This is a genomic window from Paenibacillus vortex V453, from assembly GCF_000193415.1.
Classification (GTDB): domain Bacteria; phylum Bacillota; class Bacilli; order Paenibacillales; family Paenibacillaceae; genus Paenibacillus_AQ; species Paenibacillus_AQ glucanolyticus.
The window spans coordinates 105,812-131,854 of record NZ_ADHJ01000025.1 but is presented as its reverse complement, the minus strand read 5'-3'; the positions used below and the strand labels follow the sequence as shown (position 1 = coordinate 131,854).

Annotated in this window: 21 protein-coding genes; 19 read left to right on the top strand and 2 right to left on the bottom strand. The window is 49.3% G+C overall.

Annotated elements, in window-relative coordinates:
• Positions 1 to 22 precede the first annotated feature (22 nt).
• From opp1B to PVOR_RS15395, 16 genes are all read left to right on the top strand, one after another.
• Positions 23 to 955, top strand: coding sequence for a nickel/cobalt ABC transporter permease (gene opp1B, locus PVOR_RS15465; protein WP_006210264.1), 933 nt, complete (start codon positions 23 to 25; stop codon positions 953 to 955).
• Positions 955 to 1,842, top strand: a complete 888-nt coding sequence (gene cntC / locus PVOR_RS15460; protein ID WP_006210263.1) for a staphylopine uptake ABC transporter permease subunit CntC — start codon at positions 955 to 957, stop codon at positions 1,840 to 1,842. Before opp1B ends, cntC begins: the two co-directional genes overlap by 1 nt.
• A complete protein-coding gene (gene cntD / locus PVOR_RS15455) occupies positions 1,823 to 2,632 on the top strand; it encodes a staphylopine uptake ABC transporter ATP-binding protein CntD (RefSeq protein WP_006210262.1) in 810 nt (269 codons plus the stop codon). Before cntC ends, cntD begins: the two co-directional genes overlap by 20 nt.
• A gap of 1 nt (position 2,633) precedes the next feature.
• A complete protein-coding gene (locus PVOR_RS15450) occupies positions 2,634 to 3,380 on the top strand; it encodes an ABC transporter ATP-binding protein (protein ID WP_006210261.1) in 747 nt (248 codons plus the stop codon).
• Positions 3,381 to 3,410: 30 nt separating this feature from the next.
• Positions 3,411 to 4,631 (top strand): staphylopine family metallophore export MFS transporter CntE, encoded by a 1,221-nt coding sequence (gene cntE, locus PVOR_RS15445; RefSeq protein ID WP_006210260.1) that lies wholly within the window; start codon positions 3,411 to 3,413, stop codon positions 4,629 to 4,631.
• A gap of 700 nt (positions 4,632 to 5,331) precedes the next feature.
• Positions 5,332 to 6,063 (top strand): HAD family hydrolase, encoded by a 732-nt coding sequence (locus PVOR_RS15440; RefSeq protein ID WP_234972957.1) that lies wholly within the window; start codon positions 5,332 to 5,334, stop codon positions 6,061 to 6,063.
• Positions 6,050 to 6,907, top strand: coding sequence for a MurR/RpiR family transcriptional regulator (locus PVOR_RS15435; RefSeq protein ID WP_006210258.1), 858 nt, complete (start codon positions 6,050 to 6,052; stop codon positions 6,905 to 6,907). The genes PVOR_RS15440 and PVOR_RS15435 overlap by 14 nt, the downstream gene beginning before the upstream one ends.
• A 29-nt stretch (positions 6,908 to 6,936) precedes the next feature.
• Positions 6,937 to 7,671, top strand: coding sequence for an MBL fold metallo-hydrolase (locus PVOR_RS15430; RefSeq protein WP_006210257.1), 735 nt, complete (start codon positions 6,937 to 6,939; stop codon positions 7,669 to 7,671).
• A 46-nt stretch (positions 7,672 to 7,717) separates the two neighbouring features.
• Positions 7,718 to 8,440, top strand: coding sequence for an ABC transporter substrate-binding protein (locus PVOR_RS31860; RefSeq protein WP_234972955.1), 723 nt, complete (start codon positions 7,718 to 7,720; stop codon positions 8,438 to 8,440).
• A gap of 10 nt (positions 8,441 to 8,450) precedes the next feature.
• Entirely contained in the window at positions 8,451 to 9,302 is an 852-nt protein-coding gene (locus tag PVOR_RS31855) for an ABC transporter substrate-binding protein (RefSeq protein WP_419144514.1), read from the top strand.
• A gap of 17 nt (positions 9,303 to 9,319) precedes the next feature.
• The gene (locus PVOR_RS15420) at positions 9,320 to 10,264 is read left to right on the top strand and encodes an ABC transporter permease (protein WP_006210256.1); all 945 of its coding nucleotides are present in this window, start codon (positions 9,320 to 9,322) and stop codon (positions 10,262 to 10,264) included.
• A 6-nt stretch (positions 10,265 to 10,270) separates the two neighbouring features.
• The gene (locus tag PVOR_RS15415) at positions 10,271 to 11,089 is read left to right on the top strand and encodes an ABC transporter permease (protein ID WP_006210255.1); all 819 of its coding nucleotides are present in this window, start codon (positions 10,271 to 10,273) and stop codon (positions 11,087 to 11,089) included.
• 12 nt (positions 11,090 to 11,101) lie between these two features.
• Positions 11,102 to 12,097: an ABC transporter ATP-binding protein gene (locus PVOR_RS15410; protein ID WP_006210254.1), complete on the top strand. Its 996-nt coding sequence runs from the start codon at positions 11,102 to 11,104 to the stop codon at positions 12,095 to 12,097.
• The gene (locus tag PVOR_RS15405; protein WP_006210253.1) at positions 12,094 to 13,074 is read left to right on the top strand and encodes an ABC transporter ATP-binding protein; all 981 of its coding nucleotides are present in this window, start codon (positions 12,094 to 12,096) and stop codon (positions 13,072 to 13,074) included. Before PVOR_RS15410 ends, PVOR_RS15405 begins: the two co-directional genes overlap by 4 nt.
• Positions 13,071 to 13,883, top strand: a complete 813-nt coding sequence (locus PVOR_RS15400) for a metallophosphoesterase (protein WP_006210252.1) — start codon at positions 13,071 to 13,073, stop codon at positions 13,881 to 13,883. The genes PVOR_RS15405 and PVOR_RS15400 overlap by 4 nt, the downstream gene beginning before the upstream one ends.
• A 234-nt stretch (positions 13,884 to 14,117) precedes the next feature.
• Entirely contained in the window at positions 14,118 to 14,750 is a 633-nt protein-coding gene (locus PVOR_RS15395; protein WP_040680666.1) for an HAD hydrolase family protein, read from the top strand.
• A 112-nt stretch (positions 14,751 to 14,862) separates the two neighbouring features.
• On the opposite strand, the gene PVOR_RS15390 is transcribed toward PVOR_RS15395, so the two are convergent.
• Positions 14,863 to 15,696 carry an ABC transporter permease gene (locus PVOR_RS15390; protein WP_006210250.1) on the bottom strand — a complete coding sequence of 278 codons (834 nt, stop codon included), beginning with the start codon at positions 15,694 to 15,696 and terminating at the stop codon, positions 14,863 to 14,865.
• A 2-nt stretch (positions 15,697 to 15,698) separates the two neighbouring features.
• Positions 15,699 to 16,655 carry an ABC transporter ATP-binding protein gene (locus tag PVOR_RS15385; protein WP_179087322.1) on the bottom strand — a complete coding sequence of 319 codons (957 nt, stop codon included), beginning with the start codon at positions 16,653 to 16,655 and terminating at the stop codon, positions 15,699 to 15,701.
• Between the two features lie 717 nt (positions 16,656 to 17,372).
• Between PVOR_RS15385 and PVOR_RS15380 the strand changes: the two genes are divergently transcribed.
• The 3 genes from PVOR_RS15380 (at position 17,373) to PVOR_RS31850 (ending at position 26,030) form a co-directional block, all read left to right on the top strand.
• Positions 17,373 to 18,434 carry a glycosyltransferase family 2 protein gene (locus PVOR_RS15380; protein WP_006210248.1) on the top strand — a complete coding sequence of 354 codons (1,062 nt, stop codon included), beginning with the start codon at positions 17,373 to 17,375 and terminating at the stop codon, positions 18,432 to 18,434.
• Positions 18,435 to 19,099: 665 nt separating this feature from the next.
• Positions 19,100 to 19,483 (top strand): aspartate 1-decarboxylase, encoded by a 384-nt coding sequence (gene panD / locus PVOR_RS15375; protein WP_006210247.1) that lies wholly within the window; start codon positions 19,100 to 19,102, stop codon positions 19,481 to 19,483.
• 28 nt (positions 19,484 to 19,511) lie between these two features.
• The gene (locus tag PVOR_RS31850) at positions 19,512 to 26,030 is read left to right on the top strand and encodes a non-ribosomal peptide synthetase (protein ID WP_006210245.1); all 6,519 of its coding nucleotides are present in this window, start codon (positions 19,512 to 19,514) and stop codon (positions 26,028 to 26,030) included.
• Positions 26,031 to 26,043 lie beyond the last annotated feature (13 nt).

Below are 26,043 nucleotides of genomic sequence, written 5' to 3'. Positions count from 1 at the left end.
CCTAATTCGACAAGGAGTCCTTATGGGAAGTTATGTTGTAAAAAGATTACTGATCTCTGTTCCGATCCTGTTCATCATTTCGTTTCTGACCTTTCTGCTGATTAACCTGTCGCCCATGGATCCTGCAGAAGTCGTACTCCGGGCGCAAGAAGTTCCCGAGATAACGGAAGAACTGTTGGCACAGACACGCGAAGAGTTGGGAATGAATCAGCCGTTCCTGAAACAGTATGCCGACTGGATGCTGGCCAGCCTTCGGTTAGACTTCGGGGAGTCTTATGTAACGGGACAGTCTGTGTGGTCCTTGATCAGCCCGGCCTTTGTCAATACATTCAAGCTGACGATGGTTTCATCCGTCATCATTATCTTCATGTCTATTCTTCTGGGGGTTGTATGCGCATTAAATGAAGGGAAAATACTGGATCGATCCGTAAGAGGCGTCTCTTTTATTCTAACGTCGATGCCTTCGTACTGGCTTGCCTCGATATTGATCTGGTATCTATCGGTCCGCTTGGACTTGCTGCCCACCAGCGGTATGGACTCCTATCAGAGCTATATTCTCCCCGTCACCGTGATATCGGTAAGTTATGTGGGCATTTATTTTCGAAACGTCCGAAGTTCAATGCTTACCCAATTGGATGAAGGCTATGTGGTATATGGGAGAGCCTGCGGCTTGTCAGAGAGAAAGATTACCCAACATATTCTGAGGAATTCCCTGCAGGTGGCCGTGTCCATATTCTGCATGGCGATCCCTATTATTTTGGGGAGTACTGTCGTGATTGAGAACGTATTTGCCTGGCCGGGCCTTGGACGACTGAGCGTAAAATCCATCCTGAGCAGGGATTTTCCGGTGATACAGGCGTATGTTCTTATTTTAGCGGTAACCTTCGTGCTGTTTAACACGTTGTCGGACGTAATCAACGCTGCGCTGAATCCGAAATTAAGAAAGGAATTGTGATGAGCACACTCAAAAATTTGACTAGAGACAAACTGGCCAGCCTGTCACTAGTCGTTATCGCCACAATCGTTGTTGTCGGCCTGTTTGCTCCCTTCTTTGCGCCGCACGATCCTAACCAAGTCGATATGAAACTTCGCTTCGCTCATTCATCCTGGTCGTATTGGCTTGGCAATGATCATTTGGGAAGATGCATTTTATCCAGACTGATCTATGGGATACGTCCCAGCGTTCTATGGGTTCTGGCCACCATGTTGGCATCGGTAGGTGTTGGCGCCATCGTTGGTTTCATAGCAGGTTATTTCAGAGGAAAAACGGATGCGTTCCTGATGAGAGTATGCGATGTGATGCTCTCATTTCCAGGGTATGTGATGACATTGGCCGTAGTCGGCATTCTGGGCGCCGGACTTGAGAACATCCTGATTGCTTTCGTAGCCATGAAATGGGCATGGTTTGCTCGCGTCATCCGTACATCGGTTCTCCAGTACACGGAAAAGGATTACGTTAAGTTCTCAAAAGCAATCGGCATCAGCAATCGAAGAATTATCCTCAGACACATCGTTCCCGTGACCTTCTCCGATATTGCCGTCATTGCCAGCGGTTCGATGTGTTCCATGATTTTACAAATCTCCGGGTTGTCATTCCTGGGGCTGGGTATCAAGGCTCCCAACGCCGAATGGGGAATGATGCTTAATGAAGCAAGAGAGGTTATGTTCTCTCGGCCCGAGCTGATGTTAGCGCCCGGCCTGGCTATTGTGATTGCTGTATCAGCATTTAATTTTCTGGCGGATGGACTTCAAGTCGCGCTTGATCCCAAACGCATGAAGTCCGGCAAGCAGCCGCAAATGACAGAGGTGGAGAAACCGGCTTATGAATATGCTAGAGGTTAATCATCTGAAGGTATGGGATGCCAGCGAGGGAAGAGAAATTATTCGTAACATTTCGTTTCAATTGAAGCAGGGAACCTGTCTTGCAATTGTAGGCGAAAGCGGGAGCGGGAAATCATTGACGTGCAGATCGATCATACGATTACATAGGCCTTGGATTCGTCAATCCGGGGAGATCCTGTACAAGGGTGAGCATCTGGAACATCTTTCAGATAAAGCAATGCGAAAAATAAGGGGCAAACACATCGGCATGATCATGCAGCACGGTATGGGAGCGTTTGATCCGTCCTCCGTGGTAGGCGTTCATGTCCAGGAGACACTGAGAACGCATTATGACTGGAGCAAGAGTATCGCTGAGGCCAATATGAAGAAGGCGATGGAAAGCGTCATGCTGGAGCAGCCTATGGAGATTTTGAACAAATACCCACACCAGTTATCAGGCGGCATGCTCCAACGATTGATGATTGCACTCACACTTGTACTGGAACCCGATATCATCATTGCCGATGAACCGACTACGGCGCTGGATACGATTTCGCAATTCGAGGTCGTTGAGCAGTTCATCCGTCTTCGGGAAAGAATGGGGGCTTCCATGATCTTTGTGTCGCATGATTTGGGGGTCGTAAAGAAGATTGCAGATGAGGTTGCGGTCATGAAAAACGGTATCATCGTGGAGACAGGGAGCGTTGAAGAGGTGTTTACCGCACCTCGGCATCCCTACACGCAATACCTGGTCTCTACCCGGCTTGAGCTCAGCCATCATTTCAATGCGCTCATGAACGGAGGGATGTAATGTGCTGACCGTGGTGAACGTCGAGAAATCCTACCGGACAGGCGGCATGTTTACTAGAAACAAACAACAGGTTCTGCATGGTGTAAGCTTTGAATGCGGCAATGGCGAAAGCCTTGGCATCATCGGTGAAAGCGGCAGCGGAAAATCAACGCTCGGACGCCTAGTTTTGGGTATTGAACAACCTGACCGCGGCAGTGTTCTGTATGAAGGAAAGCCTGTAAGACACCGGCATGTGCGATCCGGCAACATGAGTGCCGTGTTCCAGGATTATTCGTCGTCCATTAATCCATTCTTTACCGTGGAGGAAGCAATCCTGGAGGCACTGGCTATGCAAAAACCACTTCAGTCTGACAAGAGGAGCAAAATCGATCTGCTGCTGAAGCAGGTTGGATTGGACCCTTCATATAAAATGAAATACGCCCATGAGTTATCCGGAGGAGAGGCACAGCGAGTCTGCATTGCCAGAGCCGTTGCCACAGAACCAAAATGCATTGTGCTGGACGAGGCGATCAGTTCCCTGGACGTATCGGTGCAGATTCAAGTGCTTCGGTTGCTAAAGGAGCTTAAAGAAATATATCACATGAGTTACATTTTTATCACGCATGACATTCAAGCTGCCGCTTATCTGTGCGACCGAATCCTTATATTCAAAAGCGGCAAAGTTGTGGAAACGGTTCGTGTTGAGCAATTAAAAGAGGTCGAGTCCGACTACGCCAAAAAATTAATGAAGCATTTGATTACGTTCTGACGTTTATTCGCAAGCAGGAGGAGAGTCATTGTGAGTGGAGCCATGTCTTGGCCATTTTTACGTCTATATATGCTGGCACTTCTATATTTCAGCGCCAACGCCTTGCTCAATGTTATAATTCCGCTCCAGGGGGCCGCTTGGGGAGCGAGTAGTACAACCATCGGCCTTGTCATGGGAGCGTACATGCTTACAACCATGTTCTTTCGGCCCTGGGCCGGGCAATTGATCCAAAAGCATGGACCAGTCAAGGTGCTGCGACTGATTCTTTTGGTTAATGGCGCTGCCCTGATTTTATATACGTTTACAGGAATAGGCGGATATGTCCTGGCTCGAATCCTGCAAGGCGTTGCAACCGCATTTTTCTCGATGGCGCTCCAGATCGGAATCATCGATGCGCTGCCCGAGAAGGAACGATCCCAAGGAATATCATTCTATTCGTTATTCTCCTATATACCCGGGATCATCGGGCCGGTGTTCGCTTTAAGTCTCTGGCAGGCCAACGGCATGGATGCCTTTACCGTCATCCTGATCAGCATCGCCGTCTGTACCGGAGTATTCGGTTACACGGTCAAGATGGAGAAGGAGCCGAATACTGGCGAGAAATCGTCCGATAGTTTTGGAGTGATGGCCTCATTCGGGCAAATTGTAAAGAATCCGCATCTGTTCAAATGCAGCGTGCTGATGCTGTCCGCATCGATCATATTCGGAGCGGTAACGACGTTCATGCCATTATATGGTGCACAGCTGAATAGCGGCAGCGCCGGCATTTATTTGATGCTTCAGGCCGCGGTTGTTGTTGCCTCGCGGGTTCTCCTGAGAAAGCGAATCCCTTCCGATGGCAGATGGCATTCGTCATTTATTATGGGTACTATGCTGCTTATCACCTTGGCTTCGGCATGCATCAGTTTGTCTTCAGCGAAGGGGGCCATTCTACTGTATGCCGGGGCCATTCTTATGGGCGCTGCGCAAGCACTGCTGTATCCCACATTAACAACGTATTTGTCCTTTGTACTGCCTTCTGCGAATCGCAACGTGTTAATCGGGTTGTTTATTGCCACGGCTGACCTTGGTGTATCGATGGGGGGAGCCCTGATGGGGCCCATTTCAGATTATTATTCTTACTCCACGATGTATTTCATTTGCGCTATTTTAGGCATAGTGATGATTGTGTTTTCGTACGAGAGAAGAAAGAGTTCCGATGAATCAGTGATCCGTGTGGATTCTAATGATGGTCCGAGTACCAAGGGCTGATAAACGTTCAATTTATTTAAAAGCCATGAAGAGATTGCAAGAAGCTGACAGTTTAGAACTGTCAGCTTCTTGTGATTGTTCGCAAGGATTTGGTAAACAGCGGAGAAGTAAAGTAAAGAGTTGAAGGTTGTTGCAACAAGAGGGGTGTTTGATAATGAAAGCGTAGCCAATTCCCATTTATTTGCCCTTCATCCCGGTAGTCAAATAACCCTAAAACTTTCTGGACAATCACCCGCCGTTCCAGATTGACGGCAATTTCGGAGGAACCGCCGCTAGGGGAACGATTCGGTTTCAAGCAGAAACAGGGGCAGTATATCAAATCTCTTTAATATAAAAGTTAAGCAAAGAAGTGCTGGCGCACCGCTTGCAAGACCGCGTGCTTCTTTTTTTTGTTTTAATTACGGTACTCTTTTGCTTGACAATACGAGAAACTGATGGATAGCCCAGAATTCCTTGAAGGCTGAGCAAGTCCTTTCACAATTAACCAACACTCAAAGATCTGGTTGTGACAGAGTTATTTGTGTAAACGCCGCAAATGGAGCTTGGGCAAGTTTTTACTAAAATCATCATTTGAATTATTTTTCGACAAATACTTTAACACTAAGATGTAATCATGAGTGAAGGAAAACAAACATTCATGTAGCTTATGAAGGAAATCCTACAAGAAAGAGCGGGTGCATCTATGATTAGGTTTATATGGTTGGATCTTGGTTATACCCTGGTCAAGACCCACCGGGAAGAAGTGTATTTTAAAACCCTGCAGGTCTTTGACGTCTCCAAAACGCTTGATGAAATCACAATTGCGTATCATTTAGCAGACAAGCTGTTCATGAGAGAATTCCGGGGCGTTCTGGGTAAGGACAGTCGATCGTTCATGCCTTGGTACGTGGGCGTGCTCAACTATTATCTTCAATTGAGTTTGCCTATTGAAGAGATAATTCAGGTGCAACAGCGGATATTAAAAGATTCAGTAACGGGTTGGCGTGCATTTGATTTTAGCAAGCCTACATTGAGGTATCTAAGAGAGTTAGGATACAAGGTGGGCTTAATTTCGAATTGGGACAACACGGCAAGGGAGGTACTCCGACGCAACCAGCTAGATGAAGAGATGGCTGAAATCGTAATTTCTTCCGAGGTGAAACTGGAAAAGCCAGATCCAGCTATATTTACTTATGCTTTACAGAAAGCCGGAGTAACTGCGCAGCAGTCCCTTTACGTGGGAGACAACTACTATGATGATGTACTGGGTTCGCGCCAAGTTGGCATGGAATCTCTGCTAATCAATCCTTACGGCAAACAAGGAATTGAGGAGCTTGATTATGAACGGGTTATTTCCAGTTTGGAGGAGCTGCCCGCCTATTTGGGTCACCCGCCTAAGCTCAATTTGTCAGCGTGCTCCGTCGTTGGAGGAACTTGTCATGTCGAGAATTGAAGACAAGATTGCTGAGCAGTTTGAAAATTTGAGCCTTGGGAAAAAGAAAGTCGCTCACTACATCCAGAGTAATCTGCGTGAAGCTGCATTACAATCGGCACAACGAATTGCCGAGAAGTCGGATGTTAGCGAAGCTACCGTTCATCGGCTGGCTCAAGCACTTTCTTATTCAAGCTTCTCCGAGATGCAACAAGATTTACGGCGCATTGTAATTCAGGACCAGCGGGCGGTCCACAATTTTATTCAATCCACGAACCGGCAGGAACATTCGTGGCTGGAAAAGCACTTTACGCAAGAAGCTGAAAATATTCGCCAAACGATGATGCAGGTGGATCGGGCACAAATTCATGAGGCTGCGTCCTTGTTGTTGCAGGCAGATCGCGTTTGGGTTGCAGGCTGGAGAATGGGGTTGTCCGTCACATCTTTTTTCAGTTTTGTCATGAAATACATGCTGGGTAACTGCGAGTTAATTCCTCAAGGGGGAGTTGCGGAGTATGTTTCGTATATTAAACCGGGGGACGTAGTGTTTGCTTGCGGCTACCCGAGGTATTGTTCCAGAACGCTGAAATTATCCAGGCTGGCCAAGGAGCAACAGGCTAAACTGATCGTTCTCACAGATTCGGGTCTGTCCCCTTTTGCCAAGCTTGCTGATTTGGTATTGCTGGCAGAATGCAAATCCAACGGTTTTCTTGATTCATATACAGCCCCCTTAGCTGTAGTCAATGCTATCATCAATGAAATTTCTTATTTGGAGAAAGAACGGGTTCAAGGCAATCTTGAACGGATGGAATTGATGCTTAATGAGTTCCAAGACAGCTTTGAGTGGGTGCACAAACTCAAATGACCTCTAAAGAAGAGTAGAAAGGAAGCATCATGGAGCTTACAGTAATCGGCTATTGGGGAGCCTATCCCGCCAAAAATGAAGCAACCTCTGGCTATCTGCTTAGGCATGCGGACAGTGCGGTATTACTCGATTGCGGGAGTGGCGTCTTGTCACGGTTGCAAAATGAAATCAATTTGGAACAACTGGATGCGGTATTTATTACCCACACACATGCTGACCATTTTGCAGATGTTTATGCACTGGAATTTTCTGCATTGGTGTTAACTCAGCTTGGTAAACGCACTCGCCCGTTAGATGTGTATATTTATGGGGAGAATCTAGCCAGTTTGAATTTTGCTTATCCTGATTATGTCCATGTGCATCCGATTGAACCGGCAAGAACGGTGAATGTTGGAGAACTGATGTTTTCATTTTCAGAGACCGTTCATGAAGTTCCCTGTTGTGCCATCAAAGCGACAACCCGGGAAGGAGCAAATCTAATCTATTCAGGAGATACAGGATATTGCAGCAGTTTTATTGAATTTGCGGAAAACGCTGACCTGCTTGTTCTGGAATGCAGCCTCTACGATGTACAGAAGGGAGTGCTGGATGGTCATCTTACTGCGGGGGAAGCAGGGGAGATTGCTCGCTTAGCCAACGCCGGATATTTGATCCTGACGCATTTTCCGCATTATGGCGACCAGCGGCAACTTGCCATGGAGGCAGCACGTAACTATAGCGGTCCTATCGAATTAGCTTATTCGGGATTGAAATGGAGCTTCTAGTATTCTATTAGAATAAAAATTCATATTCAGGGAGAGGAGCTTTACCATGATGAGCTTGAAGAAGACATTAGTGGCGGGTTTGTCTACACTTACTTTATTTGCGGTAATCATTTCGGGATGCGGTGGAAATGCCCAACCAGCGGCAACGGGCAATAAGCCCGAAACCTCTACAGAAACGGCGGCAGAATCGGATCAGGATAAGGTTATGGAAGGGGGTACAGTAAGAGTAGCTATCGCTACCGAACCGGATAATCTGGACCCCTATCTTTCTGCAGCAACGGATACGAACTCTATGATGGATAACGTATTTGACGGCTTATTTGAAGCGGGTGAGAAGGGTGATCTCATTCCGGCAATCGCGGAGTCGTATGAAGTATCTGAGGATGGGCTTATCTATACTTTTAATATAAAAAAGAATGTGGTGTTCCACGACGGCTCTCCTCTTACGTCGGATGATGTTTCTTATTCTTATGCGAAATTGGCTGGATTGGATGGACAAGAGCCCCTTTCCTCCAAGTTCTCCGGCATTAAGAGCATCGAGAACCCGGATGACTACACCGTTGTAGTCAAGCTTAAAGAACGTGATGCTGCTTTTATGGCAGCTAATATCGTGGGTATTGTGCCCAAAAATTATGAGCAACAAAGCCAGAAGCCTATAGGAGCGGGTCCTTTCAAATTCGTGGAATATCAGCCCGGACAGCAACTGGTACTGGAAAAAAAATGCAGATTTCTACGACAACGAGCGGATGCCCAAGCTGGATCGCATTGAATTTAAAATAATGCCTGACGCCAATTCATCGATCCTGGCATTGCAATCAGGAGATATTGATATGGTGCCAGGCGTTAGCGAACAAGGGGCTATGCAGTTAGGGGATGGCTATTCCATCGTATCTGGTCCGCAGAACATGGTTCAATTGATGGCTTTAAACAATTCGGTCAAGCCGCTGGACGATGTAAGAGTACGCCAGGCAATCAATTTTGCGATTGACAAGAATGTCATCATTCAAACGGTAGCAGACGGAAACGGTACTCCATTAGGTTCGAATATGAGTCCTGCGATGAAAATGTACTATCAGGAAGGGTTAGAAAGTCGCTATGAACCGAATATCGAGCAAGCAAAATCATTGTTAAAAGAGGCAGGCTATGAGAATGGTTTTGATTTGACGATTACCGTGCCTTCCAACTATCAATTCCATGTGGATACCGCTCAGGTCATTAGCGAACAGCTCAAGCAGGTTGGCATTCGAGCGGCACTCAAGCAAATTGAATGGAGCAGTTGGCTGGAGGATGTCTATAATAACGCCAAGTATGAGGCCACCATTATAGGTTTGACCGGAAAACTGGATCCAAACGAGGTACTGGGGCGTTATGAATCAAGCTATGCAAAAAACTTCTATAAATTCAGTAATAGCGAATTTGACGATTTGGTGGGTCAAGCTCGAACCGAGCTGGATGAGAAGGCGCGAGCTGACCTTTACAAGCAAGCGCAAGAGCTGTTGACCGATCAAGCTGTAGCGGTATTTATTATGGATCCCGGCCGGAATGTAGCGATGAAGAAAAGCCTCAAAGGCTTTAAAATGTATCCCGTGCAAAAGTATGACTTCGCTCCAATGTACTTTACGGAAGAATAATTTAGGGGACATGCATCTTGAGATTTTATATTCGAAAGCTGATTATGCTGGCTGCTACTGTGTTACTGGTTTCGGTTATCACCTTTCTTGTGTTTCAGGTGTTGCCCGGTGATCCTGCTCAGATTATTTTGGGAGTGGACGCAGATCCGCATCAGTTGGCGGCGCTACGGGATACGATGGGTCTTGATCGACCTGTGGGAGAACGGTATGTAGCTTGGATTAAAAATGCGGCTGTGGGCGATTTGGGCGAATCACTACGCTACCATCGTCCGGTAACGGAGATTTTGGCAGAGCGGGTGCCTGTAACGGTTTCACTTGCGCTATTCTCCTTGGCGCTGACGCTGCTGATTGGTATTCCCTTGGGAATTCTTATCGCCAGATACGACGGTAAATGGCCGGCCGTATGGCTGTCCGCTTTCACTCAGCTAGGAGTAGCAATGCCATCCTTTTGGCTTGCATTTATTCTCATCCTGGTCTTCTCGGTTACGTTCCGTCTATTTCCAACGTATGGATATGTTCCTTGGGGAGAGAATCCGATTGCCGCTATACGTTCTTTATTTCTGCCGTCGCTGGCTCTATCCATTCCCGGTATTGCTGTTGTGATGAGATATTTACGCAATACTTTATTGGACCAGACTCGCATGGATTATGTACGAACAGCCAGGAGTAAGGGGGTGCGAGAGAGGGCCATTATGTACCGACATATTTTGCGCAATGCCCTAATCCCGGTGGTGACGATAGTGGGTCTCATCATTACCGATACCCTCGGGGGCAGTATTGTGGTAGAGAATGTATTTGCCCTTCCGGGCCTCGGGAACCTGCTGATTACTTCCATTGGCACTCGCGATTTGCCATTGGTGCAAACCCTTGTTTTGTACATTGCTATATTGGTAGCGGGGATCAATTTTATCATTGATTTGCTGTATAAAGTGATTGATCCCCGTATTCGAATAAAAAGGTGAGGAACGATGAACGTAAAATCATGGCTCCACAGCAAGCCGCTTGTCTTCGGCGGGGTGCTGGTTATTATGCTAATGCTGTTCATGCTGACAGGATTATTCTATACCCCTTACGAGCCCAATGAAATGAATACCTCGATGAGGCTGGCTCCGCCACAGACCAGCCATATCTGGGGAACTGACAATTTTGGCCGGGATATCTTCAGCCGAATTATGGAGGGAGCACAGACTGCATTTTTGATTGGTTTCTCCTCTGTTTTTATTGGTTTGTCCTGCGGTCTGCTGTTAGGGGCAATTGCTGGATATTTCGGAGGATGGCTAGATGAGTTGATTATGCGGTTCATAGATGCTATGCAGGCCTTTCCGGGCATCCTGCTTGCTATTATGCTGGTTTCGGTGTTTGGCCCGGGTTTGAACAATACGATATTGGCTTTAGGACTGATGAGTATTCCTTCTTTTTCTCGGATAGCCCGGAGTGGATTTATTCAATACAAGGAGTTTGACTTTGTTAAGGCTTCTGTAGCCAAGGGAGCAGGACCATGGCGTATTATTGTTCGGCATATCTTGCCCAATATGGTATCCCCTTTGATTGTTGCGGCGTCGTTAGGGTTCTCTGGTTCAGTGTTGGCGGAAGCCGGACTTAGTTATCTGGGACTTGGCGTACAGCCGCCGGACCCAAGTTGGGGACGGATGTTGAGTGAAGCCCAACCGTTCATTATGAATGCGCCGTGGTATGTCATCATAACCGGTGTGATCATGACGGCCATGGTATTAGGATTCAATCTGCTCGGTGATGGTATTCGGGATATTTACAATAAGAAGAGTTAGGGGGGAAAGCATGTGAAATCGGAACTTTTGGAAGTACGGGATCTGAAGGTGGCGTTTACCAGTAGGAAAGCTTCCCTTCCGGCGCTTCAGAACATATCCTTTGCATTGAGGGAGGGTGAAGTGCTCGGTATCGTTGGCGAATCAGGCTGTGGTAAGAGCCTGACTTCACTTTCGGTAATGGGATTATTACCCAAGGGGGCTGAGGTTACCGGCGGGGAAATTGTACTAGCGGGGAAAAATTTGTGTGAATTCAGTGCAGAAGAATGGTGCAAGGTTCGGGGCAAGCAAGCTGCCATGATTTTTCAAGATCCCATGACGGCCTTAAATCCCCTGGTTCCAATCGGCTGGCAGATTGCGGAAACGGCTATGGTCCATATGCCGGTTTCCCGCAAGGAAGCCCATAGGCTTGCTCTCGATATGATGGAGCGGGTGGGGCTCCCTCGTGCGGAGCAGTTATTCCGTGAATACCCACATCAATTATCGGGTGGTATGCGTCAGCGGGTGATGATTGCAATGGCGCTGATTTGCAAACCACAATTGTTGATTGCTGATGAGCCAACAACTGCACTGGATGTAACCATTCAAGCACAGATCTTAAGTTTGCTGCAGGTTATGAAGGAGGAGACCGGAGCAGCCATGCTTTTTATTTCACATGACCTGGGTGTCATTCGTGAGATTAGCGACAGGGTTATGGTCATGTATGCCGGTTATGTTGTAGAAGAGGCCCCGGTGAAGGAGTTGCTGAATGATCCGAAGCATCCTTACACGGTGGGACTGATGAAATCCATCCCCGATATTGAGCGTAAAGACAAACCGCTGTATACTATTCCAGGCCGTGTGCCTTCCCTTGCAGAACGTGGAGAAGGATGTCCGTTTACAAGCCGATGTCCTCATGCGGAGAGTCTCTGCTTAACTCATGTGCCTCCGCTCACAGAACAAACGGCTAATCATTTCGTTCGTTGTCACCTGTATACGAATCCGGGGAGGGATTGGGAGGGGGACGAATGAATACGGCGTTGATTGAGATTGAGGGATTGGTCAAATATTATGCCGTTCCAAGGCAAGGTCTATGGGAAAGCCAGCAGTATGTGAAAGCGGTGGATAACGTGTCGTTTACAATCCGTGAAGGCGAAACCTTTGGGCTGGTTGGGGAGAGCGGCTGCGGCAAATCTACAACGGGTCAATTGCTGGTGCGGCTGCTGCAGCAGACCGGGGGCAGCATACGTTACCGGGGTAGAGACGTTACGGGACTGGACCGCCGAGAAATGAGGATATTGCGGCAGGAAATACAAATCGTATTTCAGGACCCCTATGCCTCCCTAAACCCCAAAAAGCAGATTGGCTGGATCCTGGAGGAGCCGCTAATTATACATCGTATTGGCGATAAGCAGGAAAGACGGAAGATTGTCGCCTCTGTGCTGGAGCAAGTGGGGCTGGATAACAGTTTTCTGAAGAGGTATCCACATGAATTAAGTGGAGGTCAAAGGCAACGCGTCGGAATTGCTGCGGCGCTTGTCTTGAACCCTAAATTTATCGTTATTGATGAAGCGGTGTCAGCCCTGGACGTTTCCATTCAATCTCAAATACTTAATCTGCTTAAAGAATTACAACATCGGCATGGCTTGACGTATCTGTTCATTTCCCACGATTTGAATGTAATTCAGTATATGAGCGATCGAATCGGGGTGATGTATCTGGGGCGATTGGCAGAAATCATTGATGTTGCTCAAGCAGGAAGAGAACCGGTTCACCCCTATACACAGGCCTTATTTTCATCCATCCCCCAAGTGAAGGCAACACAGAGGGAGAGGATTTTACTCCAGGGGGATTTACCAAGTCCACTTACTCCCCCAACGGGATGCACATTTCATCCTCGCTGTCCCTATGCCATGGACAGATGCCATCAGGAGATGCCGGAGCTGAAGCCCTATTCGACGGGAAATATGGTAAGTTGTCATCTATATGAAGGGGAGGAAATCAAATGAATCTGGGAATCATATCGGATCTCCATGTCGATTTGAACAAGCAGCCTCAAGATCTTCCTGTTCAGGAAGCACTGCTTGAGGTTGTGAAAGAGCGGGAATTGACTCATCTAATCGTTGCTGGAGATATATCTAATGATTCGCACCTCAGTTTGAGCGTGCTTCATGAACTGCGTGAGAGAAGTGGTATCCCGGTATTGTTTGTCCCTGGAAACCACGATTACTGGAGCAAAGAGAATGGGATTACCGATACTTGGGAAATTTATAAAGCCTATCAATCCTTCCCGGGCTGCTTAAGTGAGCAGCCATATATTCTGAACGATGAGTGGGTCGTAATCGGCAATACGGGATGGTATGATTACACATTGGGAGAGCCCACGTATGGGTCTGCCGATTTCGAGAAAATGAAATTTGCGGATCGCACATGGCAAGACAGCATCTATGTTCATTGGGGAAGAAGCAACTCCGACATGCATCGTTATTTCTACGAGGCAATGGAACGGGAGCTTGCCGAGTATCAAGGCAAACAGATCATCCTGGTAACCCATATGCTGGGGCACCCGTTCTTCAAAGTGCCGATGCCGCATCCAAGGTGGGAATACTTCAATGCCTTCCTGGGAAGTGCAGAATATGCGGATTTGTACGTCAAATATAATGTTCATTACGCCGTGATGGGACATGTGCATTATCGAAAAAAGCATGTCCACCAAAATACGGAGATGGTTTGTGCTTGCTTGGGGTATCGCCAAGAATGGACACAAGAAGTCGCATTAGATGAAATACGCAGCTGCCTGCAAGTCATCTCTCTTTAAAATCTATCATAAACTATCGTCCATATAAAAAAGAAGCGTCGCGACTGGATTAACCGGATGTGGCGCTTTATTTTAACTAAGATGGGGTATTTCCAGCATCATCTTAATAGGACCGAAAGAAAGGTACCTTAACTCGAAATTCGATGAGCTTGTTTGAGGTCGATGAGACTAATAATCTTTTCAGCAACCTGATGTTCGGATAAGGGAGTTTGTTCAGCAGCGGCTAATCAATTTTTGAAGGTGTTCCCTTTTGTAGACTACATGGTTTATTACAACGGTGCTTTAGCTACTTGCAAATCTAAGCAAAATGAGCGGCACATTAGTATCCCTATGGAGATTAGCCAACAGATTCATAAATTCATCGAGTTACGAGTACCTCATTCGATAATCTCATACGAGGTTCATGATTCATGGTATACGTGTAGACCAGTTCCCGATTCACAATGTGCTCAATTAGGTATCCGCTCGAATGACCCGAAACCCCAGGTTGTTGATAAAGATTATATAAGTTTGCTTTCCCCGACCAAAATATTGGTTCTAGGTTGCAGCACATGGGGGGATATATGCGAGCAATTCGGTGACCATGTGAACGTAATCGCAACCGATGGAGGAGTATTGGTCCAAATCATGCATAAATCAGCCTCAAAGGAAAAAGCCGTGCAATGTGTGTTAAGCGATATCGGAGTAAGATCAGAAAATGTAATGGTATTCGGGGATGACTTTAACGATTTAGGCCTGTTTCATATGTCGGGATTTCCAGTTGCAATGGAAAATGCGATAATCGAACTGAAGAATTGTGCAGCCCACGTAACCGATTCAAATGATCATGATGGTGTTGCTGTTGCAATTGAGAGATTTGTAGTGTAATGCAGACCATCCATGACACTATACCGCAATAACTAGTAGAAAACAGGCAGCCCGATACTATCGGCTGCCTGTTTCCTCGTTTTTTTTCGGAAAAAATGAACTGCGCTTTTCTCTACTTCTCTACACGCCAATCTATCTTTTTCAAGATCAACACGATGGACAACAGCGAGAAAAATAAGAGTATAAGCGTGTTCCAGGCGACAGAGCCGGACCAGCCCGATATCAGTACCTCCCGCATGGCTTCAGCGGCGTAAGTGGTTGGAAAGATATAAGAGAACCATTGCAGGATTCCAGGCAATTGATTCATATCCACCATGACTGGTGTCAAAAACGAGATGAACATCATCAACGCCTGGACGAGCATATTTGTCAGTTGATGGCTAGGAGACCAGAAGCCGATCAGTACACCCGCGCCAACCACGCTAAAAACGGTGAGCAGCAATACAGGGACAAGTCCCCAACTGTAGTGGAATTGAATGCCGTAAGCAAGCTGACCAATCAGGGCCAGGATAATAAAAGACGGTACGCTCATGATCAAGCCGCGTAGCAAATTGGCGAAGATGAAGTTTACCTTGGCAATCGGCAGGGACGAATAGTACGTGAAGTGGCCTTGATGCTTCTGCCAAGAAATCTCCTGAGCCATGGAATTGAGTCCCATAACGATTAAGCCGAAGAGCATATTCCCTGTAATAATACGTGTCATGACGGCTGGCGTTGGGTCAACCGTGAAAAATTTGAGAAACAACAGCGTTGTTAACGGAAACATGCATGCCATGATGAATATCCAAACCCACGCCTCGCGGATAATCGTGAATTGAATACGGGCCAGGATCAGCCATTCCGTAATTCTGCGTTGGATGATACTCTGCTCCTGGTGCCCTTGGAGAAAGACCGCTTCTTGCAGCTGCAAGTCATGGCTTTGCATGGATGGTTTTGCCTTTTCCATGTTTAGACCACCTCCGCTGTGACAGGTTTATCCTGTTCGTCATCGATATGAAAATAAACATCTTCAAGATTCGGAGGGACCAGCGAATATTCTTCAATCGGCAAATGCTGGTTGGTCAGGCAGTCAATCGCGTAGCTGGCGTTTTGCTTCTCAATCAGTGCCCGGATTCGGTTTTCTCCTATCTTGGTCCACTGTCCCAGCGCGCTTAAGCTTTCGCAAACATAATCGCTTTCGCCTAAGGAAGTCGTAATTTCCAGTTTCATCCGCTGATCGACCCTTTGTTTTAAGACAGTGACATGATCGATGGCCAATAGCTTGCCGTGATTTACAACTGCTACTCTGTCCACGACCTGTTCGGCCTCCAGCACGTTATGTGTCACCAAGATTACGGTTACTCCTTGACGATTGCGTTCCTGAATCAGATCCCATACGAGCCTTCTCTTTTTAGGGTCCAGTTCATTGGTCGGTTCATCCAGGATCATGACGGGGGAAAAGCCGATCAAACATGTACCAATCCCGATTAAACGCTTCTGTCCGCCGGAAACGTTTTTGAGTAGCTTATGACGGAGGTCCTGCATTCCAAAGCGTTCCAACAATTCCTCTGATTGCTCTATGGAGGACTGCTTTGTCAATCCTCGTAATCTTCCTGTAAAATACAGGGCTTCCCAGGTTTTTAAACTGGTCAGGGCGTGAGGCTCTTGTGAGTAGTAGGCCACCTCTTGGGCAACTCGCTTGGTTTGTGTCTGTACGCTGGTTCCTTTGTAGCGTACCGTACCTGAGGTGGGAGCAAGATGACCTACCATTTGCTTGATTAGCGTGGATTTGCCTGCTCCATTCGGACCAAGCAAACCGAGAATTTCCCCTTGCTGAACGTCGAAACTTATGTTTTGATTGGCGACAACCTTTCCTTTTTTGTATGTTTTATCCACATGCTCTAATTGATAAATCAGCTTCATCATTTTTCCCCTTTCAGTTCGAACTATGTTTTTGCTGCTGCGTGTCTAAATCAAGAGAGAGTATGTATTCTTTGACTGGTAAATGAGGATGCCTGAGTATACTTAACGGTATATCAACCGGCGCAATATAAAGATAACTTATTGCTATGACTAGAAGTGAGGGACGGCAGAACGGTTTTCGTCTCCGTCTCAGGACAGAGGCAGCATGCTGAAAATGTCTCTGGGGAGTATAGACGGATTAACGAAAAAAAAGATATTCGTCCAAATCTGAAGTATGAGATAGATAGGCAGGTACATTCAATTATTACAGCAGGCCAGTATTGTGCCTAGGGGAACTAATATTGTGTGAGTTCTAGTTCGTAAAACTTTGATCCTAGCATAGCAGATACGCAGTCGATTTTTGCGAATTTTTTTGTAACTTACTTGCAACGGACTTCCAATAGAATGTGAGCAATCAAACAAACTTCTATTTTCGGGAGGAAATAACAGCAAAAAAAACTTATCGGCGAATATCTTAAAATGCTGCTGCGTGAGCATGGACTCAGCCCGGACGCCACTTTGTTGCTGGATGACTCCGAGTTGCGATAGATTCCAATTCAACTCACAAGCGGCTCATGCATAAACCACCGTATGCTGTTTGGACTTGACGGCTTCCCCATTCCCCATTTACACTGACGATGTTTTAAGGGCATATATTTTGTAACGATGGGAGTGAAACGAATGGAGCCGTTGATAAGTATTGTGATGCCTACGTATAATCGGGCGCACATCATTTCCGGCGCGATCGAGTCCATCTTGAGCCAGTCTTACGGCAACTGGGAGCTGATCGTCGTTGATGACCGAAGCACGGATCATACGAAAGAGGCAATCCGCGAGTGGGCGAGTAGGGATGCGCGAATTCGCTATGTGTGCAACGAACGGGAAAAAGGGCCGGGCGGCGCGCGAAACACGGGGATGCTGGCGGCGCGAGGCGAATATTTGGCGTTTCTTGATTCCGATGACGAATGGTATCCTTGCCATTTGACCGACAGCATGAGCACACTTGCGCTGACAAAAGCAGCTATCAGCTTTGCGCTGTGGGTGGAACAGCACGGCGATATGACTTCCTACAATTTCGACAACAAGGTGGAGCGACATTTGCTGCATTCGATGCGAACAACGTTCGAAACATGGAATGACGGAGAAACGATCATATTCGAAAAAGGATTGTTCGAGGCGTTTTTGTCTCATACACGCAATTTTTTTCAACTGAATACGATGGTATTCCGGCGGGAGCTGTTGGATGAAGTCGGCTTGATCAATGAGCATTTTTATCTGGGTGAAGATACAACCTATCTGCTCCGCTTTTTCGACAAATACAGAATTGCACTGCAAACCAAACCTCATGCCGTCTACCGGGAATCCCCCGATAGCCTCTACTTATTCTGCGACCGCTGGCAGCTTGATCCAGATACGATTCATCTCAACAAGGAAATATATATAAGAATCGAGGAGCTTAGCTTCAAATCTATCCAGGTCCGCGAGCACATACGGGAATTAGTCTCTCAGTCCGATTCCGTCAGCAAAAAAGCGAAACAACTCTATTATATCGACATCGGCATCGCAAGCAAATATTATACACTCAGCTATTTAAACCGTCACGATCGCAAAAAAGCGCTCCACTATTGCCGCCAATCCATCCGCTGTAAAGTTACGATTTTTAATATGTTTTTGTATGTTAAGCTGCTGTTTTCAAGCAAGAACGGAAGTGTTTTTTTGCGCAGAGCTCTCAATCTCTGGTAGTACTGATCAAAAAAGTAAAGAAAATTTCCCCCTGTATTGTAAGTTTATCTCCCTATCGCAGGCAAAAGTTTAGCACTACTATAAGGGTAGGTTACAAGAAATTCCCTAATTTATGAGAATTATATTTTTTTACTGTAACACTTTAATTCATTACCGCTACACCTTAATACACACCAATTTCCCTCTTTGCAGCAATGAACTGCCTAGAATGATGAGCTGCTGCTATGTACAAGCCACGTTTTTAGTTTCTACTGCCAGGATTATCGATCTACTGGAACCCGCACGATAGCCTACACCTGCCTGATCAGCATGAGCTCGTTCAACAGCATGAGCTTACTGCCAGCAAGATTCCACACAAAAAAGTATGAGCTTGCCAGTCAACAAGCCCCCTCACAATCACATGAAATTGCCTATTCACCTTGATCCCACGCATAAGCATGAACTTGCTTGTTTTGCACAAACAGCCACAGTAGCAAGAGTTTGCCGCACAGTTTCTTTTTGGAACGTCTTGTTGCACCAGCCTGGTCTTTTCGTTAAGTCAGAGAAACAACGCAGGTTTGTTTCTGGGTGTTCCTTAAAAAGAATATTTGGAAAATAACGTTCGTTTTTAAGAAGTTAGCTAAGTCTTATTTTTCCAAACACCACCCCACAAGGAGAGTGTATTCATGTTTAGAGAGATGCATAAGTCCAAAATTCACCATGCTGTCGTGACGGAGGCCAATTTGAATTATGTAGGAAGCATAACCATCGATGAGGATATTTTGGATGCATCCAACATCCTGGAGAACGAAAAAGTGCAGGTTGTCAATATAAATAACGGAGCCAGGCTGGAGACCTATGTCATAACCGGCCCAAGAGGCTCGGGTATGGTGTGCTTGAACGGTGCTGCTGCGAGACTGGTGCAGCCGGGCGACCGCGTCATTATTATTTCTTACGCGATGATGGAGGAATCGGTAGCCCGAACGTATCGTCCGCATGTTGTCATTTTGGACGAGCTTAATCGCATCGTAACGGAGGATTATCAAGAACTGCATTCCACAACGTTGTGATCAAACACAGAACGGGGGGCTGGCGACGATGAGAACCATCCGTAATTTATCCGGCGTATTGCTGGAGCGCAAGGAAAACGATACTGGAATTTTATTTTGCGAAAGCGGTCAGGAACGCCACTTGTCGTACGGCCAATTACTAACATTGGCCGGAAGAGCGCTCCATCTGCTGCGCGAGCAGGGCCTTGAGCCAGGCGACTTTGCCGTCTTGCAGACGGAAGATAATGAACGGTTTATCCTCCTGTTCTGGGCTTGTGTGCTCGGCGGCATTGTCCCCGTACCTGTGACCGCGGCGCGTACGGACGAAGGACGCAAAAAGCTGATCGAGGTATGCAAGCAGTTGGAAGCGCTTAGATTTCTATGCGATGAGGAGCTTTGGCCGGGAATTCAAGGCTACGCTTTGAAGCACGGAGAAGTGGAGGCGCTGGCCGGGCTTGAGTCTGGCAGCGTGCCGATTGCGGAGGTGCTTGCGGCGGCTGTGGATACTAACAGGCCCGAGGCGGAGCCTTATGACGCAGCCGAGACGGACACCGCATTCATCCAGTTTACATCGGGCTCTACCGGAGACCCGAAGGGGGTCGTGCTGACGCACGGCAATCTTCTGTCGAACATGCGAGCCATTATCCATGGAGCACAGTCGACGGAGCGGGATTCTTCCCTAAGCTGGCTGCCGCTGACGCATGATATGGGGCTCATCGGCTTTCATCTTTCTCCGCTATTTTGCGGCATGAATCAGCTGCACTTGCCGACCTCGACGTTTGTGCTTCATCCGATGAAATGGCTGGAGCTTACGCATAAGCATCGGGTGACATGCCTCTCTTCGCCGAATTTCGGTTATGTGCATTTTCTGCAGCATTGGAAGCCGGAAGGAGCGGCCGCATGGGATTTGTCTTGCGTCAGGCTGATATTTAACGGGGCCGAACCGATATCGGCTGCCCATTGCCGCGATTTTCTGGAGGCTATGAAGCCGTACGGGTTAAAGGGGAATTGCATTTTTCCGGTTTACGGGCTTGCGGAAGCGAGTTTGGCCGTGACGTTCCCTGGGACGGAAGACTACCTGAATACCGCTCTGCTTGAGCGACAATCACTCGCTGTCGGACAGCCTGTACGAATGGCTGCACACGGGGACCACACTGCGATCGAGATCGTCGAACTGGGTTTCCCCGTACAAGAGTGCGAGGTGCGCATTTGCGACGAAGCGGGAAAACCAACGTCTGCAGGCAGTATAGGCTTGCTTCATATTAGAGGCCGCAACGTTACAAGTGGCTACTATAAGCGACCTGATGTAAACAAGCAAACGATTACTCCGGAAGGCTGGCTGAATACGGGAGATTTGGGTTTCTTGCTGGAAGGACGTTTATATGTGACCGGTCGCATGAAGGACGTCATATTCGTCAATGGGCAAAATGTGTATCCGCATGACCTGGAGGCATTGATCAGCAGCCTGAAAGGGGCCGAAATCGGGAAAACGGCGATTGCCGCCGTTCAGGATGACATGACCAAACGGGATGCGATGGCTGTTTTTATTCAACATCGTGGCAAGATCAGCGGATTTGTACCGCTGATGACCGAGGTGAAAAAACGGCTGAACGGATCGGCCGGTCTGGACGTTGCTTTTGTTGTCCCTGTTCGGCGCATTCCGAAAACGACCTCCGGCAAAATTCAACGCTACGTATTGGCGGAAGCGCTGCGCGCAGGAGAGTTTGCAGAAGCGCTTGCCGAGTTGAAAGAGCTGGAAGCGGCGACCACGCTCGAGCTCTATGATGCGGAAGGCGGCGATGTCTTCCGTGGGGATGCCAGCTTGGAGCCGCTCACGGAAGCGGAAGAACGGATCGTGTCCGTCTGGCGTGAGGTGTTGAAAAAGGATGCCATAGGCCGAAATGACAGCTTTCTCGAGCAAGGTGGCAACTCGCTCAAGGCGGCTGATGCAGCCGCCAGGCTGCAAGAGGCGTTTGGCGCCCGACTTACGCTTACCGAGCTGTTTTTGCATGATACGGTGAGCTCGCTGGCCGTTTTACTGGAGCAAAGGGCACAGGAGAGCATGGGTACTGCCACACACGCTCCTCCACCGGTGGTTAAAGCAGAAGAGCGGACGGTTTATCCTGCGACCTCGGCGCAAAAGCGGCTGTTCATTTTGGAGCAGCTGAATCCGGGGCTGCTCAATTACCATCTGCCGTTTGCGGTTCAGGTGAAGGGCCCGCTCGATATCGAACGATTCCGCGCAGCATGGCGGGCTCTAATAGAGCGGCATCCATCGCTGAGGACGTCCTTTTATATGGAAGAAGGGCATGTGATGCAGCGCATCGAGCAGGCGATCGAGTTGCCGCTTGCGGTCGTTGACGGAAGCAGCTGGTCGGCGCATGACCTGGCGCTGCGTCAGCGCAGCTTCCTGCAGCCGTTTCCTCTGGAGAAAGGGCCGCTGCTGCGCATGGAGCTTGTGCGCCTGGAGCACGAGTCAAGCGTACTGCTGCTGGATATGCATCATATCATGACGGACGGAACGTCGATGGGCATTTTGATGTCCGATCTTACGAGGTTTTACGAAGGGAACCTACCTGAGCCGTTGTCCATACATAGTGGGGATATCGCGCTGTGGGAGGAAGCGGACCGAAATGGGGGCTGGCTTGCGGGCCAGAAGGTTTATTGGCGCGAAATCTTTCGGGATGGTGTGCCGTCTCCGGCGCTTCCGTCCCCCCGTTCAAGACCGCAGACGCCGAGCTATCGCGGGGCAATGGAGCGCTTTGAGCTGGAGCCGGAGCTTGCCGGATCGCTGCGGGCGTTGGCAAGACGCGAGGGCGTAACGTTATACACCGTCCTGCTATCCATTTATTATGCGCTGCTTGCGAAATATACGGGCGAATCCGACATCGTTATCGGCACGGCAGCCGCGAGACGGATGCGGCCGGAGCTGCAAGGCGTAGTCGGGATGTTCGTTAACATGGTTCCGATCCGCCTGCGCGGGCAAAGCGGCTTGCGCTTCGATCAATGGCTGAAGCAGGTCCACGGGGAGGCGCTGACCGCCATAGGCAACGGGGATGTGCCTTATGAAGAAATAGCCGAGCTGGCGAATGTTGAGCGGGTATATGGGCGGAATCCGCTGTTCGATTCGGTGTTTACGCTGCAAAATATGGAGCTGCCCGAATGGAAGAGCAAAGATGTTGTTTATACGCCCCAAGCGATGGACAGCGGCTCGGCCAAGTTCGATCTGACTTGGGAGTGCGTGGATAACGGCGTTAGTATCACATTTACGCTGGAGTATGCGCTGGATTTGTACGATGAGCGGGCCGCTGCGCAATGGGCCCGGCATTATGTAGCGTTGGCCCGGGCCGTCGCCGCGCAGCCGCATGCAGCGCTTGGCGAGCTTGATCCCGTCAATGCGCAGGAACGGGATCGTCTGCTCCGGCTTGGCCGTTCATTCGCCGAGCAGCCGCAGGAGCTGTCGCTGCACAGGCTGTTTGAGCGGCAAGCGGCGGAAAGTCCGCAGCAGATTGCCGTTGAAATGGGCGAGCGGACGTATACCTACAGCGAGCTGAACGAACGTGCCAACCGGTTCGCGCGCGTGCTTGCGCGGTGCGGCGTTGCGCCGGGGGCGAAGGTGGCGTTATTGTTGCGTCGCTCGCCCGATATGATTGCGGCGATATTGGCTGTGCTGAAATCGGGAGCCGTTTATGTCCCGATTGACCCGCAATATCCCGAAGAGCGGATTTTGTTTATGCTCCGGGATACGGAAGCGCAGGTCATCGTGGCTGCAGCCGCGACGATGGAGATGGGTGCCCGGCTTGCCGGTGACAGCATCGATGTCATCGACATGGAAGAACTGGATACGAAATGGGCTGGCGGGTCCGGGCATGATCTGGACATCAATGGCGCTGGGGATGATCTCGCATATATCATGTATACCTCCGGCTCGACGGGCAAGCCGAAAGGGATTCTGACCACGCATCGCAATGTGTCCCGGATTGCCTACCATACCGATTATATAAGCATTTCGGAAAACGATGCGCTGTTGCAGCTTTCCAACTACGCCTTTGACGGTTCATCCTTCGATTTGTACGGTGCGCTGTTGAACGGCGCGAAGCTGACGCTGGTTGGCGAGGAAGAGGTTGCCGACGTTATGCGGCTGACGGAGCTGATCAAGGACAGCGGCATTACCGTGTTCTTTGTGACAACAGCGCTGTTTAATACGCTGGTCGATCATGGGCTGGAGTCGCTGCGCGGCCTGCGTCATATTTTATTTGGCGGAGAGCGGGCTTCCGTGCCGCATATCCGCAAAGCGCTGCGCCCGCTTGGACCGGGTGTGCTGCTGCATGTCTATGGCCCTACGGAAACAACGGTGTTTGCTACCTGTTATCCGATTACTGAAACATGGGATGGACAAGGGACGGCCACCGTGCCGATCGGTGCGCCAATCGCGCGTTCAGAAACGCTGGTGCTGAATGAGCAGGGCCGATTGCAGCCGGATTGGGTGCCAGGCGAGCTGTGGATTGCGGGCGACGGTGTCGCATCCGGTTATGTGAATTTGCCGGAGCAGACCGCTTCAAAATTTCGGCCGCATCCATTCCGGGAAGGTGAAACCGTGTACGGCACCGGGGATCTGGTTCGCCGCTTGCCTGACGGAAATTTGGAGTTTCTGGACCGAATCGACAGCCAGGTCAAGCTGAGGGGTTACCGGATTGAATTGGGTGAGATCGAAAGCAGGCTGCTGGATTGTGCGGGCGTCAAGGAAGTGTTTGTGGCGCTGATCGAGAATGACGGCGCGCCTTATTTATGCGCTTATATCGTTGCGGAGCAAACAGAAGAGCAGGCAAGCGTTCGGAGCCAACTGACTGGAAAGCTGCCGGCATTTATGATTCCCGCCGCGTTTGTGCCGTTGGATAAGCTTCCGCTGAACGCGAACGGCAAGGTGGACATAAAACGTCTTCCTGTGCCGGAGCGCACGGCCCCCTATGAAGCGCCCGCCACTGACACGGAGGTCCTTGTTGCCGGATTGTGGCAAGAAGTGCTTCATGCAGGAAAGATTGGCGCGGTTGACCACTTCTTTGAGCATGGTGGTCATTCCTTGAAAGCGGCCGCATTGACCTCGGCCATCTACAAGCATTGCCGGGTGCGCATGCCGCTTCAGGAAATTTTCAAGCTGCCGACGGTCAGAGAGCAGGCGGCCTGGATCGACGGGGCAGCCAAGGAAGCGTACGAACCTGTTACGGCCGCGCCACAAGCCGCATCCTATCCGCTGAGTCCGCCGCAGCGGCGCATGTTTTTGGCGGAAAACATAGCTGATATCGGACTATCCTACCATATTCCGCTTGCGCTTAAATTGACGGGTACGGTTAATGAAACCGGATTTGGACAAGCGCTTCGGAAGTTGATCGAACGGCATGAGCCGCTGCGGACCTCCTATCACTGGATCGACGGTGCTGCGGCCCAGATCGTGCACGATTCGGCCGACTTTGTTCTGCAAACGGCGGAGCTCGCAGAGACGCCGCTGCCGGAATGCTTGAGACCGTTTTTCCGGCCGCTCAATCTTGGCTCCGTGCCGCAGCTCGCTGCATGTTATTGCCGGCCCGAATCGGAAGGAGCTGAGGCTTATCTGCTGCTCAACATCCATCACATCGCGGCGGACGGCATATCCGTTAAGCTGCTGCTGGAGGAGCTGGCCGATTTGGTCGACGGGGCAGAACTTGCGCCTCTGGCTCGGCATTACAAGGATTATGCTGTTTGGCAAGAGCGACAGTCCGGCTCAGAGCGGGCCAGGGCAAGTCAGGCGTTTTGGACGGAGCAGCTTGCTGAATCTTCGGCGCCGCTCGATATGCCACTGGATCGGGCGCGCGGCGACCGTCAGACATTTGCAGGCGATACGTATACCTTCTATATTCCGTCGGCACTCGTCGCAAGGATGAAAGAAATAGCCGCAAGCGCCGGAGCTAGCTTGAACAGCCTGCTTTTTGCGGCTTACGCGCTGCTGCTCAAGGGAACAACGCATCAGTCGGAATTTGCAATCGGTGCTTTGGCGGCAGGCCGGTCGCATCCGGACACGGCCCGGATGATCGGCATGTTCAACCAGTTTCTGCCGATTCGGATGCAGATGGCGGACGAGCTGCCGATCTTGGCGTTTGTGGATGAGACCCATCGGCGTCTGCTTGCCGCATACGAGCATGGCGATGTCAGCTTCGAGCACATGATGGAAGCGACCCCGTATCCGCATGACCCTTCGCGCAATCCGCTGTTCGATACGATGCTCATTCTTCACAACCAGTTTGATGACGAGAAACTGGCGGTGCGCGGCAACGGTTGGAGCATGGAGCCTCTGCCTGTCAGCCACGGAACCTCCAAGCTGGACTTCAAGCTCGATCTGTACAGCGATGGCGAAGGCGATCTGCGGGCGGTGCTGGAGTATAATACGGGATTGTTCGATAAAGGCACGATGGAGTGCTTGGCGGCGCGGCTGCTTTACATTTTAGAGCAAACGGCTGCCAGCCCCGACCTGATCTGTGGCGACGTTGAAATGACGACACCTGCCGAAGAAGACTGCCATTGCGGCATGGAATAATACGGGATCTCCG